The organism is Arthrobacter ipis, from assembly GCF_014694315.1.
GTDB lineage: Bacteria > Actinomycetota > Actinomycetes > Actinomycetales > Micrococcaceae > Arthrobacter > Arthrobacter ipis.
Window position 1 is genome coordinate 158343 of the sequence record NZ_JAAOXD010000002.1, and the last position, 22100, is coordinate 180442.

Sequence of the window (22100 nt, forward strand, 5' to 3'; positions counted from 1 at the left end):
TCGCAGGAACCCGCCGAGCGAGTATTAAGCTCCCGACTCAGTCGCTAGACGAATACGACCGCCTCTTGACGGGCAGTTTCGATTATTCTAGCAATAGCAATAGATTCAGAAGCGCGCATCTTGTAGGTCTCGATCTGCCCACCATTTATAAGCGAAATAAACTCGGCTATTTCATACCGCAGCCCGTCGCCATCGAACTTATAATAGTAACGCTTATTCCGCGTAGGGTCCTCAAATCGAGCCTCGAAGTATTCCGTTTTCCACCAAGGTGCCGGCACGTAGATATATCCCTCTGTGCCTCCGACAACTAGATCACCCTCACACTTCACGCCCAGTCCAACACGAGCAGACGCAAGAGCATGAGGGTACAACAAATCAATACGTGAAAAAAGATCTACTTCTGAAGTGCGTGGAATGTGCGAGTAGCACGTCAGGCTCCGGTAGGAACCGCCCAGGAGTTTCACTATCGCAAGCACCGGGTAGCTCGCCAGTTCCGAGATACTCCCTCCAGCACCGCCTTGCAACTCCCTCAAGTCCCCTTTTTCGAGCTTGGTAAATGTTGCATCGACAGATCGGATGTCACCGATGGAACCGCTTCGAGCTACCGCCACCATTCTTTGGAATCCGGGGGAAAACGCGGTCTTTAGCGCCTCGACCAGCACGACATTCATCTCACGGGCGAGATCGAACAGTGCCACAGCCTCAGCAGCAGTAAGGGTCAGCGGCTTCTCGCACAGGACATGGATCCCGCGCCGAATAGCGGCCTCTGCGTACTCAAAATGAGTCTCGTGCGGACTAGCCAAATATACGGCATCTACGTTTTCTAGAAGGTCGGCATAATTTGTAGTAGCGTACTTCAGTTGGTGCTTGTTTTTGAAGCTGGATGCGCTCTCATGCGTACGACTACAAACGCCTTCGATGTGAACTCCGCTGACAAACAGGGATTCAGTCATGAATCGGTTGGCAATACGCCCAGCTCCCACAATCCCTAGACGAACAACACCTAGGTTCTCCTTTCGAAGGAGCGTACTGGAGATGCCCTCTGTCCGATCGAGGTAGATAACCTGGCAATAATCTTGTAGGTAATCGAAAGACCCCCTCCAGTCCGATCCAATGGCGAAAATGTCAACTCCATACTTCTGCATGTCATGAATCTTCTGGCCCTCGTACTCTTCAATTATCACTTGGTCCGCAAGCCCGCTGGCCTGTACGTTTTGGATCCGCTCCATCAAGCTTTGTTGAACGTTAAGCTTTCCGCGTGCATCATCAAAGTTTTCGGTCGTCACTCCGACGATAAGATGACTTCCCAACGACTTCGCACGTTCTAGCAGCTTCCTATGACCCTCGTGAAATAGATCGAAAGTGCCGTATGTTATAACCCGCATCTGTCTCCTCAGTAAGCTCCTGAGGTCCATCCTAACGTCCGGGAACGCAGCGAATAACTCGACATGAACCCTCGGTGAACAACAAACGCTGTATGCTCCCGCAAATATCCACTCGTCCTCCACGGATCGGGGAGGCGTAGCACGCAAAGTACCAGGGCGAGGTTTGGACGTCTAAGGTCAATCATGCATGCGTGAAGACTGTTCGAAAGTATGGCTCTCATCACGGAGCGCCTGCCCAGCAAGTCGCCGCTCTTTCTCCAAGGCGCGTCGATATGAGATCCCCCAACCGACAAGTCCAGCGCTAGCTGCAAAAAGTGTAACTGCACCGATCGGATCATTCCAGGGCAGTGGCAACCCGAGGCCGGCGCCAAAGGAAACAGCGATGGAAAACGTTACAATTACGGCGCGCAAAATGGCCCCATGTTTTTGATATCCCAACGCAAGTGAAGCGGCGTTAACTGGAGATGTGGCTGCGCCCAAGACTCCAACGATTCCGACGATTATCGATATGCGAAGTAGTTCGGATGATCGAAGGCCCGAGATACTGATGATGACGATCTCAGCAAGAGCCACATAACTAACCGCAAATAGGATCATCAGGCCAACGCTTCGCCTAACCTTTCGGGCCAATCTCCTCAACCCTATCGCTGAGACGAACCGCCAGGAATCCAGACCGAACAGAGTGAGGAGGGACGTGCTAAGGATATTGAGAGGCCCGAGCGCGCTTTGCAGTACGCGATACGTGCCGGCAAACTCCGAACCAAGAACCAAGGCGGTTAGGAGCATCGGCAGTAGATTAGCAGTGGCACTCATTAGGGCGTCAATGCCCGACCACTTCCCCAGCCGCCATGCTCGGCCAAGGTCAGCAAGCGGAAGCTCGTCTGATGGCCGACGCAAGAGCCACACTAAGGCTGCCACCATGGCCACAATCCCGCTCAGGGCCCAGTACAGAGCCAGAGATTCTGCGGTAACGAGAACCCCACTTGCTATTGCAACTCCGACAACCAATGACAGCCAGACCGCGTCACTTACAACCGCTCCATGTACCGCGTTACGAGACAAGAGACAAAAACGCAGACTGTCTTGAGCTAACACGACCACCCCGCAAAGGACGCCCAGCGAGGTCCACGCTAAGAAGTTTTGGTCATCTAGCCCTACCGTGAGCCCTATAAGAAGTCCGCCCAGTACGGCCATCGGCAATGAGATCGTCAGTACCCACTGCTTAGGAATTACCGCCCTGCCGCCCGTTCTCTGCGCCGACAGAGCTGGGGACAAGAAGAACGCGCGCTGGAGCATCACCATCGTCATTGCAATCAACTGAACAAGCGAGAAATCGGACAATTCCTCAGCGTTCACGGAGCGGGCAGCTCCAAGTAAGAGGATGACGTTCATACCAGCAGCGATGGCAGTGTCAACGATAACGAGAATGTTTCGATGCTTGAGCTTCAGCCAAAGGGCCCCCATTAGACCTCTCGTCTCCCAACCACGACGACCGCGCACGCCAGGAGCACCAGGAGCCCCACCACTATTGTCGGTCCCGTCGTTCAGCGACGACACTCAGGACCCAGCGTGCAACTCCGGCGCCGAACCTGTCCCAAGAATACTCGCGGGCAGTCTGCGCCGCCGCGGCCCCAATCCTTTCGAGTGATTCTGGGTCCCCGCCAATTTTGGTGATGAGACTCTGAATAGCTTCGATTGACACATCGTCGAGTATGAATCCATTGCGGCCGTCGTCTACAACATCGGCGGCAAACGTATTTCGGCTTAAGATGCAAGGCGTCCCGTTGGCCATGGCCTCCAACGCCACCAAACCAAACCCCTCCGCAAGGCTCGGTAGCGCAAGGACATCAGCTTTCTGCAGAAGTTGATAGAGATTGCGTCGAGGCTGGCTCTCTATGTATTCAACATTGTCGTAAGCCGAGAGTGCGGTTCTGGCCTGTACCCCGGCCGTTCCAACCACTTGAAGTTGCACGCCTTCAAGCCCCGCTATCGCTTCCAGGAGATAGCCGATGCCCTTCCGTTGCGTGACCTGGCCCGCGTAAATGACCCTGAGTGCTCTCTTCTCACGGACAGCAGACTCGATGTCCGACACCGAGAATTCATCCGGCGAGGCACAGCCCAGGGGAAACATCACCAGCTTCTCCGGCGGGACGCCGGATTCTAGAAACGTCCGAACCGCAAATGAACTCGGGACCAAGATGTGGTCAGCAAGTTCAATCTCCCTGTCCAAAGCCTCCAATTGCTCCGGCGAAAAGTCATGCCCTTGGAGCAAATGGCTCCACTTAGGATTTCGCACCGCTTCTTCTTGCATGGCTGTCATGAGCCATCGATGGTGCGCAATGGGGTAATTCAGGACTTTGGTAACTCGCGGTCCGAGACTCTCAAAGATTTCACGTGAGGCAGTGTACTGTCCGACGACACACTCCAAGTTTTTAGCCCGTGCCGTATAGCGAACGGAGTCGCTCTGGAACTGCCTATTTCGGGCGGCCAGTGCCGGCTGAAGGCGAGGTCGGTCGCCTCTCATTTTCAGCTGCACCTGCACTTCCTTACGACGGGCCAAGCCAACGACGTTTCGCGGGCGAATGAGCTCGGGAAGAGCGCGCCGTCGAAGATTTCCTGCAAAAGCCGAGTTGGCTAGGATGTCAAGACGGGCAGTTCGTTGAGTCACGGAATCCCTGGCCCAACTTGAACTCGTTAGATACCGGACATCGGCACCCTCGGCTATGAGGGACGAAGCGATTCTCATCATTTCAGGATGAGTGCCCGGGTTAGCAACAATAATCACGGTACTTCGAATTCCTTCACTTAGCTCTGATTAGTCACGCCGCACCGGCAGGTCGGCGAATCTTGAGAAATTTGGCTCGACGGTCAGGCAGGAAGTCACCATTCTCGGCGTCACGATGAAAGAGAAGAAGAACAATGAGAACCGGGGCCAAAGAAATCAGCAGGCGTTGCGAATCGAACGAAATACTCCCCCGCATGATAGGAAACACGTACGACGTCACCATCAATAGAACGAAGGAAGGAACAATATAATTGGAAGCTTTAACGCGGTTGGTCAATGCGCCCAACGCCAATCCCACGAGTAATGGGATAAAAATGACACCTAGCAGCCCGAAGTTCAAAGTGGGTTCGCTATAGACGCCAAACGCGAAGCCAATATTTTTTGCGTCTGTAGCAGGAAAAAGGACCGCATTAAGCAGTTCGTCCACTGAAACTGGCTTACCTGGCCACAAAGCTCTGGGGATTACGCTTGAAAACAAGCCCAAGTACGTCGACCCCAACTGGTAACTAATCTCACCCTGCTGCTGCGCTGCAATTTGCAGGGCATAAGAATCGATCATTGCAGTGTCTAAGCCGCCAAAAAAGTTATCAAAGAGATTCTCTGGCTCAACTGCCACACGGAGAGAGTCGACTATCGAACCGCCGGTAGCCAAATTGTCACGCCAGATACGTGGAGCAACGAACCCGAGGACAAAAGCCACCGGTCCCCAGAGCGCAACCCTGGACATTTTCATTACGGAAGGTTTCACTGAATGAAGAATGAACAACAAACCTACGCCCACTGGTATGAACACGGATCTGCTCCCCGACGCAATCTGGGGAAAAACCGACAAGACAAGCATCGCGACGAGCACAAGTGCCTTAACTTTCTGCCCTTTGAGGGCAGCCTGATAGACGACGAGCATCAACGCCCCAGTTGCAAACTGTAGGCCCGAGTATAAATAGCCGGAATTCGAGTTCAGCGCGGAACGCAATTCGGGAGACCGCCCTGACAGTGTGGCGGCCCAATACGCAGACCAGCCCACCTGCAGTACGTAGAGGGTATACAGTCCATAGCCAACCGCGACAACGACATAAATCGGGACGACGAGCCGACTCCAGGTCTCGTCAGTAAACGCGCGAATGGGTTTAGAAGTGGCATCACCTCCACGCACCGGCTTAGATTTTATTGCATAACCAACACACAATGCGATGTAACCCAAGCCCGCGTAAATTTGGGCATGAAGCACAAAATCATCATAGGGATTGAGCGTGAAGATGTTGCGTGAGTCTTGATAGACGATGGCGAACGCCGGGCGGGCCACAAATATCAGGATCTGACAATACGTTATTAGCGCAATCGAAGAGAGTGGCCCTACCGGGCCACGGCTTAAGCGAACTAGAAGTAGGCCGAAGGCCACGGCCGCGAGGGCAGCTAATAGGCCAAGGCGCGCGGGCTCCAGATTCTGTTCCAAATAGCAGGCTAGCGCGACGACAGAAACGACTCCGACAACAATGAGGGCCGTGTAGGCCGCAGACGTCCAACTAATTCGGCTCACCGAGAAGTTCCGTTCCAATGCCTTGAAGGGAACACCATAAGCGCCTTTCGGAATGCCCCTGACGGCAGTGCCACCAGCTTCTTTTTCACTTCAAGAAGGGATGTTTGACGGAGGATACTTGCTGGGGCGCCGCATACCATTTTCCGACAAGACTGCGGTGGGCTTCCCCTGCAAGTTCCGGCGTGTGCTAAGCACTTCTGATACCTCGCTGGCACCTTCTGCCGGCGCGTTGGAATAGTACGTGTATGCGTACGCGTCCGGCCCTTTGACCGGCAGACGGTTCATAACAACGCCAAGAACCGAGGCACCCACCATTTCTAGGGCACCGAACGATTTCTCCAGATCATGGGTTCGAATCTTCTGCGATCCGACAACAATCACAACGCCACCGACGTGCTGAGATAGTACGGCTGCGTCCGTGACCGGCAAGAGTGGCGGTGCATCGATGATAACAATGTCAAAGGTCGACTCGAGTGTCGCTATTAGGCTGCGCATCTCCTCGGAACCTAGGAGTTCGCTCGGGTTTGGTGGTATCCGCCCTGAAGTAAGAACATGTAGATTGTCTTCGCCCCAGGGCTGAAGGAGATCGTCAACCGATGCAGAGCGGATCAGAGCCGTCGTTAGCCCTGCATTCCTGTCAAGCCCCAGATAATCATTGACCATGGGTCGTCGCAGGTCAGCGTCCACGAGGCAAACCGAATGACCCGCTTGGGCGAGCGATATGGCCAAATTCGTGGCGGTAGTGCTTTTCCCCTCCCCAGGAAGCGAAGATGTAATCAAGACGGAGCGCGCTCGACCACTCACATTGGCGAACTGCAAGTTCGTTCGCAACTGACGGAAGGACTCAGCTCGGGGGCTTTGCGGACCGGTCTGAGTCAGCAGCGGTTTGCGAGTAGCATCCTGATCGAAAGCGATCCCGCCAAGCAACGGAGAATCGGTTACTCTACGCAGATCCGCCTCTCCACGAATCCGGCTATCCATGGTCGTCCGCAGCACTGCGGCGGCCACACCGAGAATGAGCCCGACAAAAAGCCCTAAAACAAGATTAGTTCGTGTGTTAGGTGCAGAAGGTGCTGCAGGAGCCGCTGCCGGCTTGATCACTGAGAGTGCGACTGGAGACGTTCCCCCTCCCTTCGGCTTTTCTAGGGAATCCACTGCAGCCACAAGGCTGTCCGCCACCCCATGCGCAATCGCCGCAGCCATTGTCGGCGACTTGTCCTCCACCGCGATGTCGATCAATACAGTGTTGACATCAGTCGTGGCCTTCACTTGCGTTGCCAACTGATCTGCAGACTGCGAGAGACCGAGACTTTCTATGACGGGTTGAAGGACGACGGGAGAGTCGACGGTCTTGACGTAAGACTGGACCCTGGCCTGGCTGAAGGTGTTTCCCTGCTGCAGCTCTTGGATTGATCCCGAACTTTGTATCGCGACAAAGAGCTGCGTCTCTGCAGTGTAAGTCGGGGGCGTCAAGACGGATGCCAGCCCACCGGTAAGCACACCGGACAAGGCTGCTGCAACGATCAAAATCCAGTTGCGGCGCAGAATGCGCGCGTAGTCGCTCAACTCCAAAGCGGGGTCCCCCTGATTAGTTCCCGGGGGCGCCAGATGGGCTGCCACCAGAACGGCCATAGTCGTGGTCACCATCATTCTAGCGGCTAAACTTCGCACGCCGTTTTCAGGTGGACATAATCCGTCCCAGCATGAGTTGACTGCCGAAGAATAACGCAGGTACCTGAAACTCCGTAGCGTCCGGTTCTGCGGCGTCATGCCCTTCGCCGCTCCGAAGTCTGCGAATCCACTAGACATTGCTGTGGGCAGCGCGTGGGGTGGTCAGCGAGTCGCGGCTGGCGCGGCCGTCACCACCTGCGGACTCTTACGTAGCGATGCTCTCCACGGACTGGTACGCCGTGCCTTGAATGTCCGTCTCGACAGGCCCCGGGGGACATTTCTTGCATAACTAGCAACAAGGTAGTATCAACCGGGCCACAAGAGATGACCGCCCTACCCAAAGGCGGCAACGAATGGACGAGCCGTTGGGACGACTGGCGCTGGGGTTAACCTGCACCACAACCTCAACCCGCTCAGTCCTGTCACCTTCTAAGCATGGATGGATTAGGACCAAACCACGTGGACAACGAAAGAACGCGCCAGACGGATTCCCTTAGAGTTTTGTGGCTAACCAATTTGGCTGCCCCTTATAGAGTGCCTGTATGGGAGTGGCTGGCCGGACAACATGACTTGCATGTCGGTTTGTTGGAATCCAACAAATCACTTCTTCGTGACCGCAAGTCGAATCGTGGACGTGACTGGATTCATGGTGAGGCTAGAGGAGTTGCCTATCATGAGGTCCCGACCGTCAAGTGGCGGCGTGGTGAAGCGAAGTACTATTTTCTCGCAGGTATAAGGCCAATAACAAGCTTGAAAAAGTACGACGCTGTCGTCTTTGGAGGATGGGAATCACCAGCCTACTGGGTGCTTCTCGTGTTCGCTCGCCTGTTCAACATTAAATGCATTGCTTTCTATGAAAGTACCCAAGAGACAATGCAATTTCAGAATGGGCCTGTGGCATGGATCCGCTCCAAGTTTTTTCGATCAATGCACGCGCTGGTAACACCCGGAAGCGCTGCGACAGCGGCACTTATTTCTATCGGAGTTAGCAGATCGAAGGTCCACGAAGGCTTTAACGCTGTTCACGTCGACTCCTTCCGAAGGGCAGCACTCGCCGCCTCAGCCAAGGCTGACGCAGCGCCGATTTGCGGACATCGCTTTCTATACGTGGGTCAACTCATATACCGCAAGCGGGTGGATGCAATCATCGATGCGTTTATGGATGTGGCACAGAGCGAAGACAGTCTGACCATCATCGGAGCAGGGCCGTTGGAGAATGAGCTGTCTCAAAAGGCACTTTCGCTTGCTGGACACATACTGTTGCTTCCTCAAGTGCCCTATTCCGACCTGCCGGCCATCATGGCGGACCACGATAGCCTTGTTCTGGCGTCTTCCACAGAGGTTTGGGGTCTCGTGGTGAACGAGGCACTAGCGGCAGGCATGCATGCGGTGGTCACCACAAATTGCGGTGTGGCGCACTCAGTAGCATCCATGAAGGGGGTCTTCTTGGCCGGGCCGGACCTTGAAGACTTGGCAGAGCAAATGCGTAGGTCGCGCGATTCCTGGCAGGGGAAAATACCACAGCCAGAGATTCTGCAATACACCCCGTCCCACTTTGCTCAGGTTTTCAACAGAGCACTGCTGGCCTGATAAACGTTTCACCGCTTCGCGTGGTTTGGTGTTAAGAAATCGAACCCTGGCCGGATTCACAATTTATTGCGGCCCCACTCCCTCGAATACTGCAGAAAAGAAATGATCATGGGAAGACAACTAGCAAAGTTCTCCGGACGCGGATATGACAAAGGGAGGAATCGCGTCTTTCAGGCGCTCTGGGTCCTCACTTCCTTTGCCATATTCGAGCGCTTGTGGTGTCCCCCGAAGTTTAGAGTTTTCATTCTCCGCGGGTTCGGCGCCAAGGTTGGCAGCGGGGTGCTGATTCGGCATGGCGTACGAATTCACTGGCCTTGGAAATTGCGCATAGGTAACGATGTATGGATTGGGGTCGATGCCTGGCTACTGAACCTTGAGCCCATAACTATAGGTTCCGACGTCTGCATATCCCAGGCAGCGCTCCTCTGCACGGGCAGTCATGATGCTGCTTCGGATAGCTTCGAATTCGACAACGCCCCCATAACAGTTGGCGACGGGGCCTGGATCGCTACACAGGCCACAATACTTCGGGGGGTAGCTATCGGTGCGCATTCGGTTATCGGGGCTAGGGCACTTGTAACCGGTGACGTACCGGTTGGAGCCCGCGTCTTGGCCCCCAAAGCCCTCGTTGTCACGAACGGAAATGCCTCGTGAAAATCATACAGATCGCAACCCTAGTTACACCCGACGGGGCATACGGGGGCCCTTTACGGGTTGCCATCAATCAGACCAGAGCCTTGCTCGAAGCAAATCATGAAGTGACATTGGTTGCTGGTGCCATGGGTTACACGGGCAAATTACCGGAACAATTCGACGGAGTTCCGGTCAGGCTATTCCGCGCTCATCGGCCGGTTCCGAAATTAGGGTTCGCAGGCGTTTTTGCCCCTCAGCTGCAAGGCTGGCTTCGCTCGGCTCTCAAAGCCACCGACATCGTTCATATCCACATGGGTCGGGATCTCGTGACTTTACCAAGCGCCTGGATGACAGCCCATCACCGAGTTCCTTACGTCCTGCAGACGCACGGCATGATTGACGCCTCGGACAGGCTGCTGTCCAAGCCCCTCGACCGATTCTTGACACTTCCCGCATTGACCGCAGCCAATAGCGTCCTCTTCCTAACAGAGCATGAACGTCAGGCGCTAAAGGAGATCGCTCCAGGACTATCCAACCTTCAGGAACTTCACAATGGTGTACCTCAGGCACGACCGACCCGGAGTTCAGAGAATGGCGCGATAGAAGTCCTCTTTCTCGCCCGACTTCAGGAACGCAAGCGGCCGCTCCTTTTCGTCGAGATGGCCAAACAGTTGCACACCAAGTTTCCCGCAGTGCGGTTTGTTCTGGTCGGCCCCGATGAGGGCGAAGGAGGCGCGGTGGCAGCCGCAATCGCAGAAGCAGGCATGAAGGACGCGCTCAGCTGGGAAGGTGCCGTATCGCCAGAAAAGGCAGCGGATAGGATCTCTAGATGCTCGATTTACGTCCTGCCATCCGTCGATGAACCTTTCCCCATGTCGGTCTTAGAAGCAATGTCCCTCGGTAAACCAGTAGTTGTTACAGACACTTGTGGCTTGGCCTCATCTATATCCGGCGCTAAAGCTGGTGTAGTTGTCGGTCCCGGACTCCCAGAACTCACGGCAGCAGTTGAAAGCCTGCTTGCAAATCCGACAGTATTGGCAGAGATGGGAAATAGTGCTCTCGAATTATCCCGGCGTGATTACAGCATGGATCAGGTGGTAGGTCAATTGTGCCGGACCTATACGAAGGCCATATAGGCTGCCCGCACTGTTCCGAGCGCTCCCTCGCATAGCTAGTGCCTGACTGGCGAACTACTGCACTTTTAGCCCTGCCCTTGCTTTCAGAAAAGAGTCGACCATGCCACGAAAACTGCGAATTACAATCTTGGGGCTAAATTACAGCCCGGAACCCACAGGAAATGCACCCTATACTGCCAGCCTGGCCGAGGGACTACTGGCGGCAGGCCACCAGGTCACTGTGATTACAGGCTATCCCCATTACCCGGAATGGCGGCTGAAGGATGGTTACGCTGGCTGGCAGATGAAGGAAGACATCAACGGCGTAGACGTAAAGCGTCTGAGACATTTCATCCCTGTGCGTCCAAGCGGTCTTTCTCGATTGCTCATGGAGGTCACCTTCGGCTTGCGTACTGTTTTTGCCCGCTGGAATAAGCCGGACGTCGTCCTGGTTATCAGTCCTGCACTCTTTTCATCGGGCATGGCTATTCTTCGGTGTCGGATCGGCTGGGGCCGCCCGGCCGTCGGAATCTGGGTACAAGACCTTTACAGCCGTGGTGTGGTGGAAACTCGTTCCGGCTCTAGCCGCCTAGCTTTTCTAATGCGACTCGCGGAGTCATCAATCCTTCGGTCGTCACACGGCGTGGTGGCAATCCATGACCGTTTTAGAGAATTCATATCCAGTTCACTCGGCGTGGATCCCGATCGTATAAAGGTAATACGCAATTGGACACATCTTCCCGAATCTCCACGGACAGACCGGCAAGAGTTCAGGCGTAGCCTCGGCTGGGCAAACGATGACGTGGTCGTCTTACATGCCGGAAACATGGGAATGAAGCAAGGGCTAGAGAACGTCGTCGAAGCGGCTCGCATTGCAGACTCCTCCAAGAGTCCAGTGCGATTCGTGCTGATGGGTGATGGGAACCAGCGCCAACGCTTAGAGGAATTGGCACAGGGCGTGGCCCGATTGGACTTTTTGGACCCATTGCCGGGGTCAGAATTCCAGAGATCACTCGTATCCGCCGACGTACTGTTGGTCAACGAGTTGCCAGGTGTGAGTGACATGGCAGTACCAAGCAAACTCACGTCATACTTCAACGCCGGCGTGCCCGTGATCGCCGCAACGGATCCCCGCAGCGTCACATCAGGGGAGATCGAGGCATCTGAAGGGGGAATTAGGGTCGACGCCGCCAACCCCGAAGCTCTAGTTAGAGCTGCTGAGCAACTGGGACGCGATTCCCAGTTGGCCGCCGAACTTGGGAAGAAGGGGCTGCGCTTTCGAAACGAAACATTGTCTCGAGAGGCCGCCATTGCCAAGTATGATGTCTTCATATCAAGCTTGGCATCGACGCGCGGCCGTTAGGGTTGCGCGTTTCTTAACTTTCGCACTATTGGGGGCAACGTGACCAAACGCGCGCTGATTACCGGCATCACTGGACAAGACGGCTCATACTTGGCCGAACTCCTTCTTGGCAAAGGGTATGAAGTTCATGGACTGATCCGCCGGGCTTCAACATTCAACACGGTGAGGATCGACCACCTCTACGTTGATCCCCATGACCCCAAAGCTAAGCTCTTTCTGCACTACGGCGACCTCAGCGACGGCGCAAGACTGGTGACTCTTCTGGCTGAAATTAAACCGGATGAAGTTTACAATCTAGCTGCCCAGTCTCATGTCAGGGTTTCCTTTGACGAGCCCGAACATACGGCGGACACGACAGGCGTGGGCTCAATCAGGCTTCTGGAAGCCGTACGCATGTCTGGCATCGAAACCAAGTTCTACCAAGCTTCTTCCTCTGAGATGTTTGGTGCGACTCCGCCGCCGCAGAATGAAGACACTCCTTTCTATCCCCGTTCTCCCTACGGTGCTGCGAAAGTGTACAGCTACTGGATTACCAAGAATTACCGTGAAGCCTACGGAATGTTCGCGGTTAACGGCATCCTGTTCAACCATGAATCCCCACGCCGAGGGGAAACCTTCGTTACGCGCAAAATCACCCGTGCCGTCGCGGCTATCAAGGCTGGCAAGCAGGACCTTCTGTATATGGGTAATCTGGACGCCGTCCGCGACTGGGGATACGCGGCAGAGTATGTTGAAGGCATGTGGCGAATGCTGCAGGTGGAAGAACCTGAAGACTTCGTACTGGCCACCGGCGGAAACTACACAGTCCGGGATTTCCTCCAAATTGCATTTGACCACGCGGGTTTGAACTGGGAAAACCATGTTCGTTTCGATGAGCGTTATCTAAGGCCCACTGAAGTTGATGCGCTCGTAGGCGATTCTTCGAAGGCCCAGGAAAAATTGGGCTGGAAGGCGTCCGTCCACACGCCTGAGCTCGCCAGGATCATGGTGGACGCTGACATCGAAGCTTTGAAGCATGCCGGCAATCACTGGATCGACACCGTGCACCTCGATAGCTGGAAGAATTAATGGGATCAGATCTAGAATTCGTCCCCGCACCACTCGACCGTTCTGCCACGTTCTACGTTGCCGGCCATCGAGGATTGGTTGGTTCGGCGATTTGGCGAAAGCTGCAGGCTTCCGGTTTTGGCCATGTCATGGGACGAACCTCTGACGAACTCGATCTCAAGAACCGCGACGACGTGTTCGCCTTCTTCGCCGAGAACAAACCGCGATACGTTATCCTGGCCGCTGCGAAAGTGGGCGGAATTCTAGCGAACAGCACGTACCCAGTGGACTTCCTGAGCGAAAATCTTCGCATTCAGGTTAACGTCCTTGATGCTGCCCGGGAATACGGCGTGGAACGACTTCTGTTTCTGGGCTCCTCGTGCATCTATCCTAAGTTCGCGGAGCAGCCAATACGTGAAGATGCCCTGCTCACGGGGCACCTTGAGCCCACCAACGACGCATACGCTATAGCCAAGATCGCGGGAATAATGCAGATTCAGGCTGTTCGTCGACAGTATGGTCTTTCCTGGATTTCCGCCATGCCAACAAATCTTTATGGCCCAGGGGACAACTTTTCGCCTCACGGCTCACACGTTCTTCCTGCGCTCATCCGGAGATACGATGAGGCCGCAAGAGCCGGGAGGGAATCCGTCGCCAACTGGGGAACGGGTTCCCCACGCCGAGAATTCTTGCACGTGGACGACATGGCTGCTGCGTGCCTTCATCTGCTGGAGAACTATGATGGGCCTTCGCAAGTGAATGTCGGTACCGGTACCGACATCACCATCAAGGAACTCGCTTCGATAGTTGCGGACGCCGTTGGCTACCAGGGAATCATAGAGTGGGATTCTTCGAAGCCTGATGGAACCCCGCAGAAGCTGTTGGATGTGTCCAAGCTGGCTGAAGCTGGCTGGTCTGCTTCAATTGGGCTTCCGGAAGGCGTTCGGTCAACTGTTGAATGGTACCGGGAGAATCTGGCAGCCCTCCGTGCTTAGCCGCGGTATCGGCGCCTAGATGTGTGAGGTTTCGTAGTGGGGGAATTTCTCATGCCAGCGGACACTGACTGGCGCCGTCGATCGGCGCGTCTCTTGGGTATCGTTGATGCCTTCATCGTTGTTTGGGCGGTGGTAGGAGCTTTCATCATCCGCTTCGGAATTGATCCCGATTTTGTCGTGGCCGGTCAGGAAGTTGCCTACGCTTGGATTTCAGTTGCTCTGGTATTGGTCTGGTGGTTCATGCTCGGAGCTTGGAACAGCAGACAAAGCCGCATCTTGGGTTCCGGCCCGGACGAATACAAACGAGTCGCGGCTGCGTCGCTTTGGTTGTTCGGTCTCGTGGCGATTGTCTCGTACGTGTTCCGGGTGGACACCGCCCGGGGCTACGTAGGCGTTGCACTGCCCGTTGGGCTGCTCGGCCTGCTTATGGGCCGTTGGCTAATTAGGCAGCACCTAAACGTGAACCGTCAGCGTGGCAATAGCATGTCCCGGCTGCTTCTCCTTGGTGGCCCGAGCGCTGTGGCGCACCTCGCAGCTTCACTGGACCGCGCAAAGCATGCTGGCTACCTGCCGATTGCGGCCTACATTCCCGGGTCGCATGGAGGACCGGCGTTCGAACCGGAATCTGGGCTCCCGGTCCTGGGACATAAGCCCGATGCGCGTTCAATCATTGAAGCGATTGAAGCGTGTGGCGCTGACGCTGTTGCGGTTTCGGCTGGCGTCCAATTGCATCCGCAGACTTTGCGGCACCTAGGTTGGGACTTGGCGTCACGGAACGTTGGGCTCATCATGGCGCCTGCGCTGACGGACATCGCCGGCCCGAGAATTCATACGCAGCAGGTTGCAGGTTTACCCCTTATTCATGTGACAACGCCCACCTTGGAGGGTGGGCAGCGCGTCGCCAAGCGCCTTTTTGACGTTGTGATCTCTGGATTCCTCCTTCTGGCAGCATCACCTGTGATGGCCGTCGTAGCGGTTCTGGTCAAGCTGGACAGCAAAGGGCCTGTGCTGTTCGTACAAGAGCGCGTGGGCATCGAGGGCAAGCCTTTTGGGATGCTCAAATTCCGCTCAATGGTCGTGGATGCCGAAGAGCGTTTAGCCGAACTCACCCATCGGAATGAGGGAAACGGGGTCCTGTTCAAATTGAAGAATGATCCAAGAGTTACCCGCATAGGTGGCGTCCTCCGCAAGTACAGCCTTGACGAATTGCCCCAACTCTTTAATATTTTCGCTGGTTCCATGAGTCTTGTAGGGCCCCGACCACCACTGCCGCGGGAGGTCGAAGCCTACGAACATGACGTGCGTCGAAGGTTGCTAGTAAAGCCGGGCCTTACAGGTCTTTGGCAGGTAAGTGGCCGCTCCAACCTTTCGTGGCAGGACTCCGTTCGGCTCGACTTGTACTACGTTGAGAACTGGTCCCTGGCCGGCGATCTGCTCATCATCCTCCGGACGGTCCGCGCTGTCTTTCACAGCACCGGCGCCTACTAAGCCGTACGACCCTTTTGGGGAAGGAACTACTGCAATGTGCACCACAGCAAGTCGCGGCGGACATATTGGCGCTCTGCACTCTCCCTGCATAGCGAAGCTCGGACATGAAGTAGACGGAATTGATGCTGGGGAGTGGCGCCCAGCCGGTTTGACCGTACGCGGCCCGGGACGACTGTCGCAATGACTAATCTGGAGGAAACTACGCCACTAAGCCCGTCCGCACTAGGACGCCGGCGTGCTTCAACCCGCCGATTGCTTAAATTTGCAGTGGGTGTCGGAGCATTACTGTTTCTAGCAGCCGGAGGCACCGCCTGGCTAGCCCTCAAAGGCCACACAATCAGCACTGAGCTAGGTGCCGCGAGTGCCTTAGTTTCAGCTCTCAAAGACAATGTCGTCGATAACGACGCACCGGCAGCAGCAGAGAACGTCAGTGCGCTAAAGGCGCATACTAAGCGGGCGCGAGAGGCAGCTGCTGACCCGCTCTGGACAATTGCAGGGGAACTGCCGTGGATCGGGGCCAATTTCCAAGCTACGACGATCGTCGCCACATCTGCCGACGACGTAGCCCAACTGGGGGCTGCCCCTTTGGTGTCTGTGTTCGAAACCCTGGACATTAAGTCCACGAGAACAGAGGGTGAAGGCATAAAGCTGACGCCATTGGTCGAAGCAGAACCAAGCCTTAAAGCAGCCGCTCACGCCGTACGGCAGTCGTCGAATAGGCTGAGCAGCATCGACGCAGAGGCGTTGATACCCCAAATAGCCTCGCCTTTAATTGAAGCCCGTGATCAATTGACCACGCTGCGTGACGGACTAGACTCGGCAGCTGACATTGCAAGCATCTTGCCCGCAATGATGGGCGAGCAGGCTCCCCGCAGCTACCTCCTGCTTATCCAAAATAATGCGGAAGCACGGGCCACGGGCGGCATCCCAGGTGCTCTAGCAGTTTTGTCTGTGGACCGGGGTAAGTTGTCCCTCGGGTCACAGTCCAGTGCATCGGCGGTAGGTACGTTCACACCAGTAGTCAGTGTCGATGCAGAACAGGAAGGCATCTATTCCGTGCGGCTCGGCAAGTTCATGCAGGATGTCAACCTAACGCCTGACTACCCAACTGCTGCTCGGACAGCTCAAGAGATGTGGGAAAGGAAGACTGGAAACAAAGTCGACGGCGTTCTTTCCATCGACCCAGTTGCGCTCGGTTATGTGCTTGAGGCGGCAGGATCAGTCTCGGTCGACCCGGCGATTGACGTTGCCATAGCCGGACGCTTGCCCACTGAACTCACAGCTAAAAACGTAGTGCGGACGCTACTTTCAGACGTCTATTTGCAAATCGACGAACCGGAGCTGCAGGATGTCTACTTCGCGGGCGTTGCCAAGGAAGTATTCGAAAAATTGTCCGCAGGCGCCGGGGACACGGAAAAGGTTATTGCCAGCCTCACCCGCGGTGCTGGGGAGCACAGGGTGCAATTGTGGTCCACAAACGCAGGTGAGCAAGCCGTACTGGCAAAGTACCCATTGAGTGGCTCCGTCACCGGAGACAGCATCTCCCCCGCACAGTTCGGCGTGTACTTCAACGATGGCACCGGCGCTAAAATGGACTACCACGTCAAGAGAACTGTGCAGCTCATTGAAGAGTGTCCTGCTAACGGTTACGCCGCAGTCAAGGTGCGAATTACGAGCACCAATACGGCGCCAAAAGACGCGGCGACATCTCTTCCGCCCTATGTAACGGGAGGCGGTGCGTTCGGCGTACCGGCAGGGAGCGTACAGACGAACGTCATCGCGTATGGACCTGTTCAGTCGAACGTGGAAACAGCGTTTGTGGGGGGCAAGAAAACTGGCTTTGCCTCTCAGCGGCACGGTGGCCGGCCCGTAGGTGTGGTCACAGTCCGCCTTGCTCCAGGCGAGAGCAGCACCGTTGACTTCACATTCGGCAAAATAGTGCAGCACACCGAACCAAAACTGTCCGTAACGCCAACAGTTCAAGCCCTGAAGGACGTGCTCTTGGACACGGCTCTGACAAAATGTGCGCCGGCTTCGTAGCCAGCTCATTAACTGTATGTAAAGTGTTTGGATTGACTTTGGAAGCAAGGCCCAGCGAGTGCTAACCTCTACTTGGGTAAAACCACGAGATTCGCCCCACGGTCACATGGGGATGGGGAATCTCCACAAATATGTGACATCCGTGTTGAAAAGGTCTCAGGGGGGACAAATTGAAGAAGTCTATCGCTGCGCTTGCGCTCGCAGGATTCATGGCACTGGCCGGCACCGCGCCTGCCATGGCCGTTAACAACAACAACTACCCGGCCCCGCCCGCTAACTCCGCCGTTTCAGACGGCGTCGTAGGACCCGGCGAAACTTTCACATTCTCTGGCAGGGGCTTCCTGGCTGGCGAACGACTCATCATCCGTGTAACGCCTGGCGCCCGTCCGGCATCCACCGGAGCAAGCATCGCCGGCGGTGCCAGCCGCTCGGTGCCGAGCAAGATCGACGTCGTGGCGGCCGTCGCCCAGGAATTCAGCACCACAGCTGACTCCAACGGCTCATTCGCTTTTCCGCTGACCATCAGCGAATCCGGCGTCTACACGCTGACTGCAACCGGCGTTACTTCCGGCAAGGTGGCAACGCAGACCATCACCGTCGAAGGGGCAGCTGCTGACCTTTCTAACACGGGCGATGACTCCGGCGCTGGCCTTGGCAACACTGGCAACGGCACAGGCCTGGCCAACACCGGTGCTGACTCCAGCCTGGTTCTGTGGTCGCTGGTTGGTGGCGGTGCACTCGTCGCCGGCGCCGCCTCGGTGGTAGTCGTGCGCCGCCGTGCCAACGCTGAGGCATCTGCCTAAGCACTCAGCTCCACGTTCGAAGATATGGGTCGTTCCGGAATTCTGGAGCGGCCCATTTCGCTGTCTCGAATCCACCTGCGCATCGTCTTAAGTAAGTAAGCCCCGACCAGCGTCGGGGCTTACTTTGTTAATGTGAGCGTTGGGCCACCTACCCGTTGAAGTCCTTCATCCAGGCCTTCAGATCCTCGCCAAACTCGGGGCGCTCGGATGCCAGCGTGATCACGGCCTTCAAGTAGCTCAGTTTGTCGCCAGTGTCGTAGCGGCGCCCCCGGAAGACGACGCCGTACACGCCTGACCCCTCGCCCTCGCCTGCGGCAAGAGTCTGCAGGGCGTCCGTCAACTGGATCTCCCCGCCACGGCCGGGCTCGGTCTTCTCAAGAACGTCGAATACAGCAGGGTGCAGCACATACCTGCCGATGACCGCGAGGTTGGACGGCGCTTCGTCCACCGACGGCTTCTCGACTAGGCTGTTCACGCGAACGTAGTCCTCACCCTCAACCGCTAAGATGTCCGCGCAGCCGTAGGCGCTGATCTGAGCAGGTTCCACCTCGATTAGGGCAATAACGGATCCACCCGTCTTCGCCTGAACGTCAATCATGGCGGTCAGAAGCTCGTCCCGCTCGTCAATCAGGTCGTCGCCCAACAGAACCGCGAAGGGCTCGTCGCCCACGTGCTGGCGCCCGCACAGCACGGCATGCCCTAGGCCCTTGGGCTCGCCCTGCCGCACATAATGAATGGGTCCCAGTCCTGACGCGTGCTGGACGGAGTCCAGGCGTGCCTGATCACCCTTAAGTTCGAGTGTGCGCTCCAACGCGGGGGCACTGTCGAAGTGGTCCTCCAGCGCCCTCTTGCTGCGGCCCGTGATCATCAGTACATCATCCAGGCCAGCACTGACGGCCTCCTCCACTACATACTGGATAGCCGGCGCATCAACCACCGGCAGCATCTCCTTCGGCATCGCCTTGGTGGCCGGCAGGAAGCGCGTGCCCAAACCGGCTGCAGGAATAACTGCTTTTCGAACTGATTTCCCCATAGTCATGATCGAACTTTACAAATTGACTTGCACAAAGTGAAATTTCACCGCGCAGATTTCGGCTCCCGCCATGGCTCCCGTAGCGTTTTCCGTATGGGGAAATGGAGTGGAGCCGACGCGGCAGGACCTGCACGCCTGCTGCTGGCACTCTATGTGGGGGCTCTTGCCTTCGTAGCCTTCTGGCCTACGCCCGTCGACCGTCCTGTCGCCGGGCGCATGCAGACGGCACTGTTTGCCCTCCACCACGTCGGGTTGCCCGAGCTGATCAACTACAACTTCGTGGAGTTCTCGTCCAACATCCTGCTGTTTGCGCCCATTGGAGTGCTCGCCGCACTCGCCTTCCCTGCGTTTCATCGGGGGCGGATGGTGCTGAGCGCGTTCCTGGCCTCCTGCTGCATGGAACTCGGCCAGAAGCTATTTCTGCACGACCGTTTTCCAAGCGCCATGGATATCGTGGCGAATACCGCCGGGGCGATGCTGGGGGTTTGGGTGCTGGGGGTAGTTGAGGATTGGGTGCGGAGCGGCGGTTTCGACAGGGTCATGCGACGGTGATTTCGACAGGCTCAATCAGCCTTTGAACTGAGGCTCCCGCTTTTCCTGGAACGCCTTGAAGCCTTCGGCGTAGTCTTCCGTCTTGCAGAGGCGTGCCTGCTCGGCGTTCTCCTCCTGCATTGAGGTCCACAGACCAAGGCGCTGGTCCCGGATGTGGGCCACCAGCTCCTTGCTGGCCTTGAACGCTCCGGTCGCACCGGTGGCCACCTTCGCCACAATCGAGCGCGTCGAGTCGAGCAGCTCGTCCGCGGGCAGTGCCCGGCTGAACATCCCCTTTGCCACGGCTTCCGTGCCGGAGATCAGCTCCGCGGTGTAGATCAGATCCAGCGTGCGGTGCATGCCCAGGCGCTCGGTGAAGTACCAGTGCCCGCCCGAGTCCAGCGTCGCGCCAAGCTTGGCGAACGGCGAGCCGAACTTCGCGTTCTCCCCCACATACACTACGTCCGTCGCCAGCAGCAGGCCCAGGCCCACGCCGAGGCAGGCCCCTTGGGCTGCCGCGAACGTCGGCGCGGGGAACGAGCTCATCTTCTGCAGCAGCGGCTGCACCAGCCCGCCCAGGTACGCATCGGCGTCGTCGTTCTCTGGGGCGACGCCGGAGATGTCCCGGCCCGCGCAGAAGGCTCGTCCCTCTCCCCTGAGGAGCAGCGCCCGCACCTCACCGCGCGAGGCAGCGGCAGCGGCGTCGTCGTACGCCTGTGACAATTCCGCCAGCGCCCGCTCGTCCAGCGAGTTCAGCTTCTGCGGGGCGTTGAGGACAACTTCGGCGACGCCGTCGGCAATGGACAGGGAAATCATGGCTGCTCCTTTGAGACCGGGAAGGGGTGGCGGGACTAAACGTCGAAGTCGACAGTGACTTCCTTGCTGGTGGGGTGGGACTGGCAGGTCAGGACGTAACCCTTGTCCAGCTCATCCTGCTCCAGCGCGTAGTTTTCGTCCATGGTCACGGTGCCGGTGACCACCTTGGCCCGGCACGTGCCGCACACTCCCCCCGCGCACGCGAACGGCACGTCCGGGCGTACCCGCAGCGCCGCGTTGAGGATGGACTCGCGGGCATGCGTGGGGCTGGCCACCTCGCCCTGCAGTCCGTCCAGCTTGAACGTGATCTTGTACGTCTCCTGGGACTCGTCCTCGATGACGGGACGGCCGGCGTTGCCCTCGGGCCGGTCCGGCTTGCCGGAGGTGAACAGCTCGAACCGGACGTGCTCCGGCTTCACGCCGCGCTCGGCCAGGGTGTCCCGGCACAGCTGCACCAGCTCGAACGGCCCGCACAGGAACCATTCGTCCACGTCGTCCGCGTGGATGGCGGTGCCCAGCAGCTTCTGCAGCTTTTCGGCGTCGATCCGGCCGCTCAGCAGCGGCGCGATCCGCTGCTCGCGGGACAGCACATGGTGCAGCGCCAGCCGCTGCGGGTACTTGTCCTTCAGGTCGGCGAGCTCCTCCAGGAACATCACGTCCATGGCGGCCTTGTTGGCGTAGATCAGGTCGAAGCGGGTGTCCGGGTTCGCGGCCAGCAGCGTCCGGGCGATCGCGATCACCGGCGTGATGCCCGAACCCGCGGCAATGGCCACGAAGCTCCCCGGCTCCCCCGCCAGGTCCTCCGGATGGTTCATCGAGTTCATGACGTTCTGGTCCACGGCCTGCCCGTCCCGGCCGTGCTTGGAGACGAACGCGCCCATGGGGCTCATCACCTCCAGAGTGTCCCCCGCTTTGAGCTCGGCGTTGGCCCACGTGGAGAACAGCCCGCCCAGGTCCTTCTTGATGGCCACCCGGATCTCGCTGCTGCCGTCCGCGAAGCTGCGCGGCTCGGCGCAGATGGAGTAGCTGCGGCGGATCTCCTTGGGCTCGCCGGCCTCGTCCGGGAGCGTGGTGCGAAGGGCCACGTACTGGCCCGGCAGGTAGTCGAACTGACCCGCGAGCTCGGCCGGCACCGCGAAGGTCACCTCGATGGCGTCCTCCGTCAGCCGGCGCACCTCCGCGACGGTGAGGGAATGGAAGGACGGACGACGGCGGCCTGCGGCCTGCGCTGATTCGGCTGCGGTCTGGCGGACAACGGGCATGGGCTT

Annotated in this window: 18 protein-coding genes; 10 read left to right on the top strand and 8 right to left on the bottom strand. The window is 57.2% G+C overall.

The genetic code is table 11. The features are described from left to right. Positions 1–44: 44 nt before the first annotated feature. From G9E11_RS06235 to G9E11_RS06255, 5 genes are all read right to left on the bottom strand, one after another. Positions 45–1415, bottom strand: a complete 1371-nt coding sequence (locus G9E11_RS06235; protein WP_311764313.1) for a Gfo/Idh/MocA family oxidoreductase — start codon at positions 1413–1415, stop codon at positions 45–47. A 147-nt stretch (positions 1416–1562) separates the two neighbouring features. Further along, positions 1563–2777 carry an MATE family efflux transporter gene (locus G9E11_RS06240; RefSeq protein WP_190603944.1) on the bottom strand — a complete coding sequence of 405 codons (1215 nt, stop codon included), beginning with the start codon at positions 2775–2777 and terminating at the stop codon, positions 1563–1565. Positions 2778–2910: 133 nt separating this feature from the next. Beyond that, the gene (locus G9E11_RS06245; protein ID WP_190603946.1) at positions 2911–3705 is read right to left on the bottom strand and encodes a glycosyltransferase family 4 protein; all 795 of its coding nucleotides are present in this window, start codon (positions 3703–3705) and stop codon (positions 2911–2913) included. 499 nt (positions 3706–4204) lie between these two features. Continuing rightward, positions 4205–5623 (bottom strand): O-antigen polysaccharide polymerase Wzy, encoded by a 1419-nt coding sequence (gene wzy, locus G9E11_RS06250; RefSeq protein ID WP_190603947.1) that lies wholly within the window; start codon positions 5621–5623, stop codon positions 4205–4207. Between the two features lie 174 nt (positions 5624–5797). After that, a complete protein-coding gene (locus G9E11_RS06255; RefSeq protein WP_246468777.1) occupies positions 5798–7339 on the bottom strand; it encodes a tyrosine-protein kinase domain-containing protein in 1542 nt (513 codons plus the stop codon). A 498-nt stretch (positions 7340–7837) separates the two neighbouring features. Between G9E11_RS06255 and G9E11_RS21465 the strand changes: the two genes are divergently transcribed. From G9E11_RS21465 to G9E11_RS06300, 9 genes are all read left to right on the top strand, one after another. Beyond that, on the top strand, positions 7838–8968 hold the full coding sequence (locus tag G9E11_RS21465; protein ID WP_190603949.1) for a glycosyltransferase family 4 protein: 1131 nt from the start codon (positions 7838–7840) through the stop codon (positions 8966–8968). 108 nt (positions 8969–9076) lie between these two features. Continuing rightward, positions 9077–9622: an LbetaH domain-containing protein gene (locus G9E11_RS06265; protein WP_190603951.1), complete on the top strand. Its 546-nt coding sequence runs from the start codon at positions 9077–9079 to the stop codon at positions 9620–9622. Beyond that, on the top strand, positions 9619–10737 hold the full coding sequence (locus G9E11_RS06270; protein WP_190603953.1) for a glycosyltransferase: 1119 nt from the start codon (positions 9619–9621) through the stop codon (positions 10735–10737). Before G9E11_RS06265 ends, G9E11_RS06270 begins: the two co-directional genes overlap by 4 nt. A 100-nt stretch (positions 10738–10837) precedes the next feature. Further along, a complete protein-coding gene (locus G9E11_RS06275; RefSeq protein ID WP_190603955.1) occupies positions 10838–12079 on the top strand; it encodes a glycosyltransferase in 1242 nt (413 codons plus the stop codon). A gap of 39 nt (positions 12080–12118) precedes the next feature. Next, positions 12119–13147: a GDP-mannose 4,6-dehydratase gene (gene gmd, locus G9E11_RS06280; protein ID WP_190603957.1), complete on the top strand. Its 1029-nt coding sequence runs from the start codon at positions 12119–12121 to the stop codon at positions 13145–13147. Next, positions 13147–14121 (top strand): GDP-L-fucose synthase family protein, encoded by a 975-nt coding sequence (locus G9E11_RS06285; RefSeq protein ID WP_190603959.1) that lies wholly within the window; start codon positions 13147–13149, stop codon positions 14119–14121. The genes gmd and G9E11_RS06285 overlap by 1 nt, the downstream gene beginning before the upstream one ends. Positions 14122–14172: 51 nt before the next feature. Further along, complete coding sequence (locus G9E11_RS06290; RefSeq protein WP_190603961.1) at positions 14173–15609, top strand: sugar transferase; 1437 nt, start codon at positions 14173–14175, stop codon at positions 15607–15609. 180 nt (positions 15610–15789) lie between these two features. Beyond that, positions 15790–17649, top strand: a complete 1860-nt coding sequence (locus G9E11_RS06295; protein ID WP_190603963.1) for a DUF4012 domain-containing protein — start codon at positions 15790–15792, stop codon at positions 17647–17649. A 170-nt stretch (positions 17650–17819) separates the two neighbouring features. Next, complete coding sequence (locus G9E11_RS06300) at positions 17820–18452, top strand: LPXTG cell wall anchor domain-containing protein (RefSeq protein WP_190603965.1); 633 nt, start codon at positions 17820–17822, stop codon at positions 18450–18452. Positions 18453–18600: 148 nt separating this feature from the next. On the opposite strand, the gene galU is transcribed toward G9E11_RS06300, so the two are convergent. Continuing rightward, the gene (gene galU, locus G9E11_RS06305) at positions 18601–19491 is read right to left on the bottom strand and encodes a UTP--glucose-1-phosphate uridylyltransferase GalU (RefSeq protein WP_190603966.1); all 891 of its coding nucleotides are present in this window, start codon (positions 19489–19491) and stop codon (positions 18601–18603) included. A gap of 87 nt (positions 19492–19578) precedes the next feature. Between galU and G9E11_RS06310 the strand changes: the two genes are divergently transcribed. Further along, a complete protein-coding gene (locus G9E11_RS06310; RefSeq protein WP_190603968.1) occupies positions 19579–20037 on the top strand; it encodes a VanZ family protein in 459 nt (152 codons plus the stop codon). A gap of 15 nt (positions 20038–20052) precedes the next feature. Here G9E11_RS06310 and G9E11_RS06315 read toward each other — a convergent pair whose 3' ends face one another. Further along, on the bottom strand, positions 20053–20832 hold the full coding sequence (locus G9E11_RS06315) for an enoyl-CoA hydratase/isomerase family protein (protein ID WP_190603969.1): 780 nt from the start codon (positions 20830–20832) through the stop codon (positions 20053–20055). A gap of 35 nt (positions 20833–20867) precedes the next feature. Then, positions 20868–22094: a 1,2-phenylacetyl-CoA epoxidase subunit PaaE gene (paaE, locus tag G9E11_RS06320; protein WP_190603971.1), complete on the bottom strand. Its 1227-nt coding sequence runs from the start codon at positions 22092–22094 to the stop codon at positions 20868–20870. Positions 22095–22100: the final 6 nt, after the last annotated feature.

Excerpts from the sequence above, each read along its gene's own strand:
- G9E11_RS06235 (WP_311764313.1), bottom strand. The coding sequence starts at position 1,415 with ATGGACCTCAGGAGCTTACTGAGGAGACAGATGCGGGTTATAACATAC.
- G9E11_RS06240 (WP_190603944.1), bottom strand. The coding sequence starts at position 2,777 with ATGAACGTCATCCTCTTACTTGGAGCTGCCCGCTCCGTGAACGCTGAG.
- G9E11_RS06245 (WP_190603946.1), bottom strand. The coding sequence starts at position 3,705 with ATGACAGCCATGCAAGAAGAAGCGGTGCGAAATCCTAAGTGGAGCCAT.
- G9E11_RS06255 (WP_246468777.1), bottom strand. The coding sequence starts at position 7,339 with ATGGCCGTTCTGGTGGCAGCCCATCTGGCGCCCCCGGGAACTAATCAG.
- G9E11_RS06265 (WP_190603951.1), top strand. The coding sequence starts at position 9,077 with ATGGGAAGACAACTAGCAAAGTTCTCCGGACGCGGATATGACAAAGGG.
- G9E11_RS06275 (WP_190603955.1), top strand. The coding sequence starts at position 10,838 with ATGCCACGAAAACTGCGAATTACAATCTTGGGGCTAAATTACAGCCCG.
- G9E11_RS06285 (WP_190603959.1), top strand. The coding sequence starts at position 13,147 with ATGGGATCAGATCTAGAATTCGTCCCCGCACCACTCGACCGTTCTGCC.
- G9E11_RS06290 (WP_190603961.1), top strand. The coding sequence starts at position 14,173 with ATGCCAGCGGACACTGACTGGCGCCGTCGATCGGCGCGTCTCTTGGGT.
- G9E11_RS06295 (WP_190603963.1), top strand. The coding sequence starts at position 15,790 with ATGACTAATCTGGAGGAAACTACGCCACTAAGCCCGTCCGCACTAGGA.
- galU (WP_190603966.1), bottom strand. The coding sequence starts at position 19,491 with ATGACTATGGGGAAATCAGTTCGAAAAGCAGTTATTCCTGCAGCCGGT.
- G9E11_RS06310 (WP_190603968.1), top strand. The coding sequence starts at position 19,579 with ATGGGGAAATGGAGTGGAGCCGACGCGGCAGGACCTGCACGCCTGCTG.
- G9E11_RS06315 (WP_190603969.1), bottom strand. The coding sequence starts at position 20,832 with ATGATTTCCCTGTCCATTGCCGACGGCGTCGCCGAAGTTGTCCTCAAC.
- paaE (WP_190603971.1), bottom strand. The coding sequence starts at position 22,094 with ATGCCCGTTGTCCGCCAGACCGCAGCCGAATCAGCGCAGGCCGCAGGC.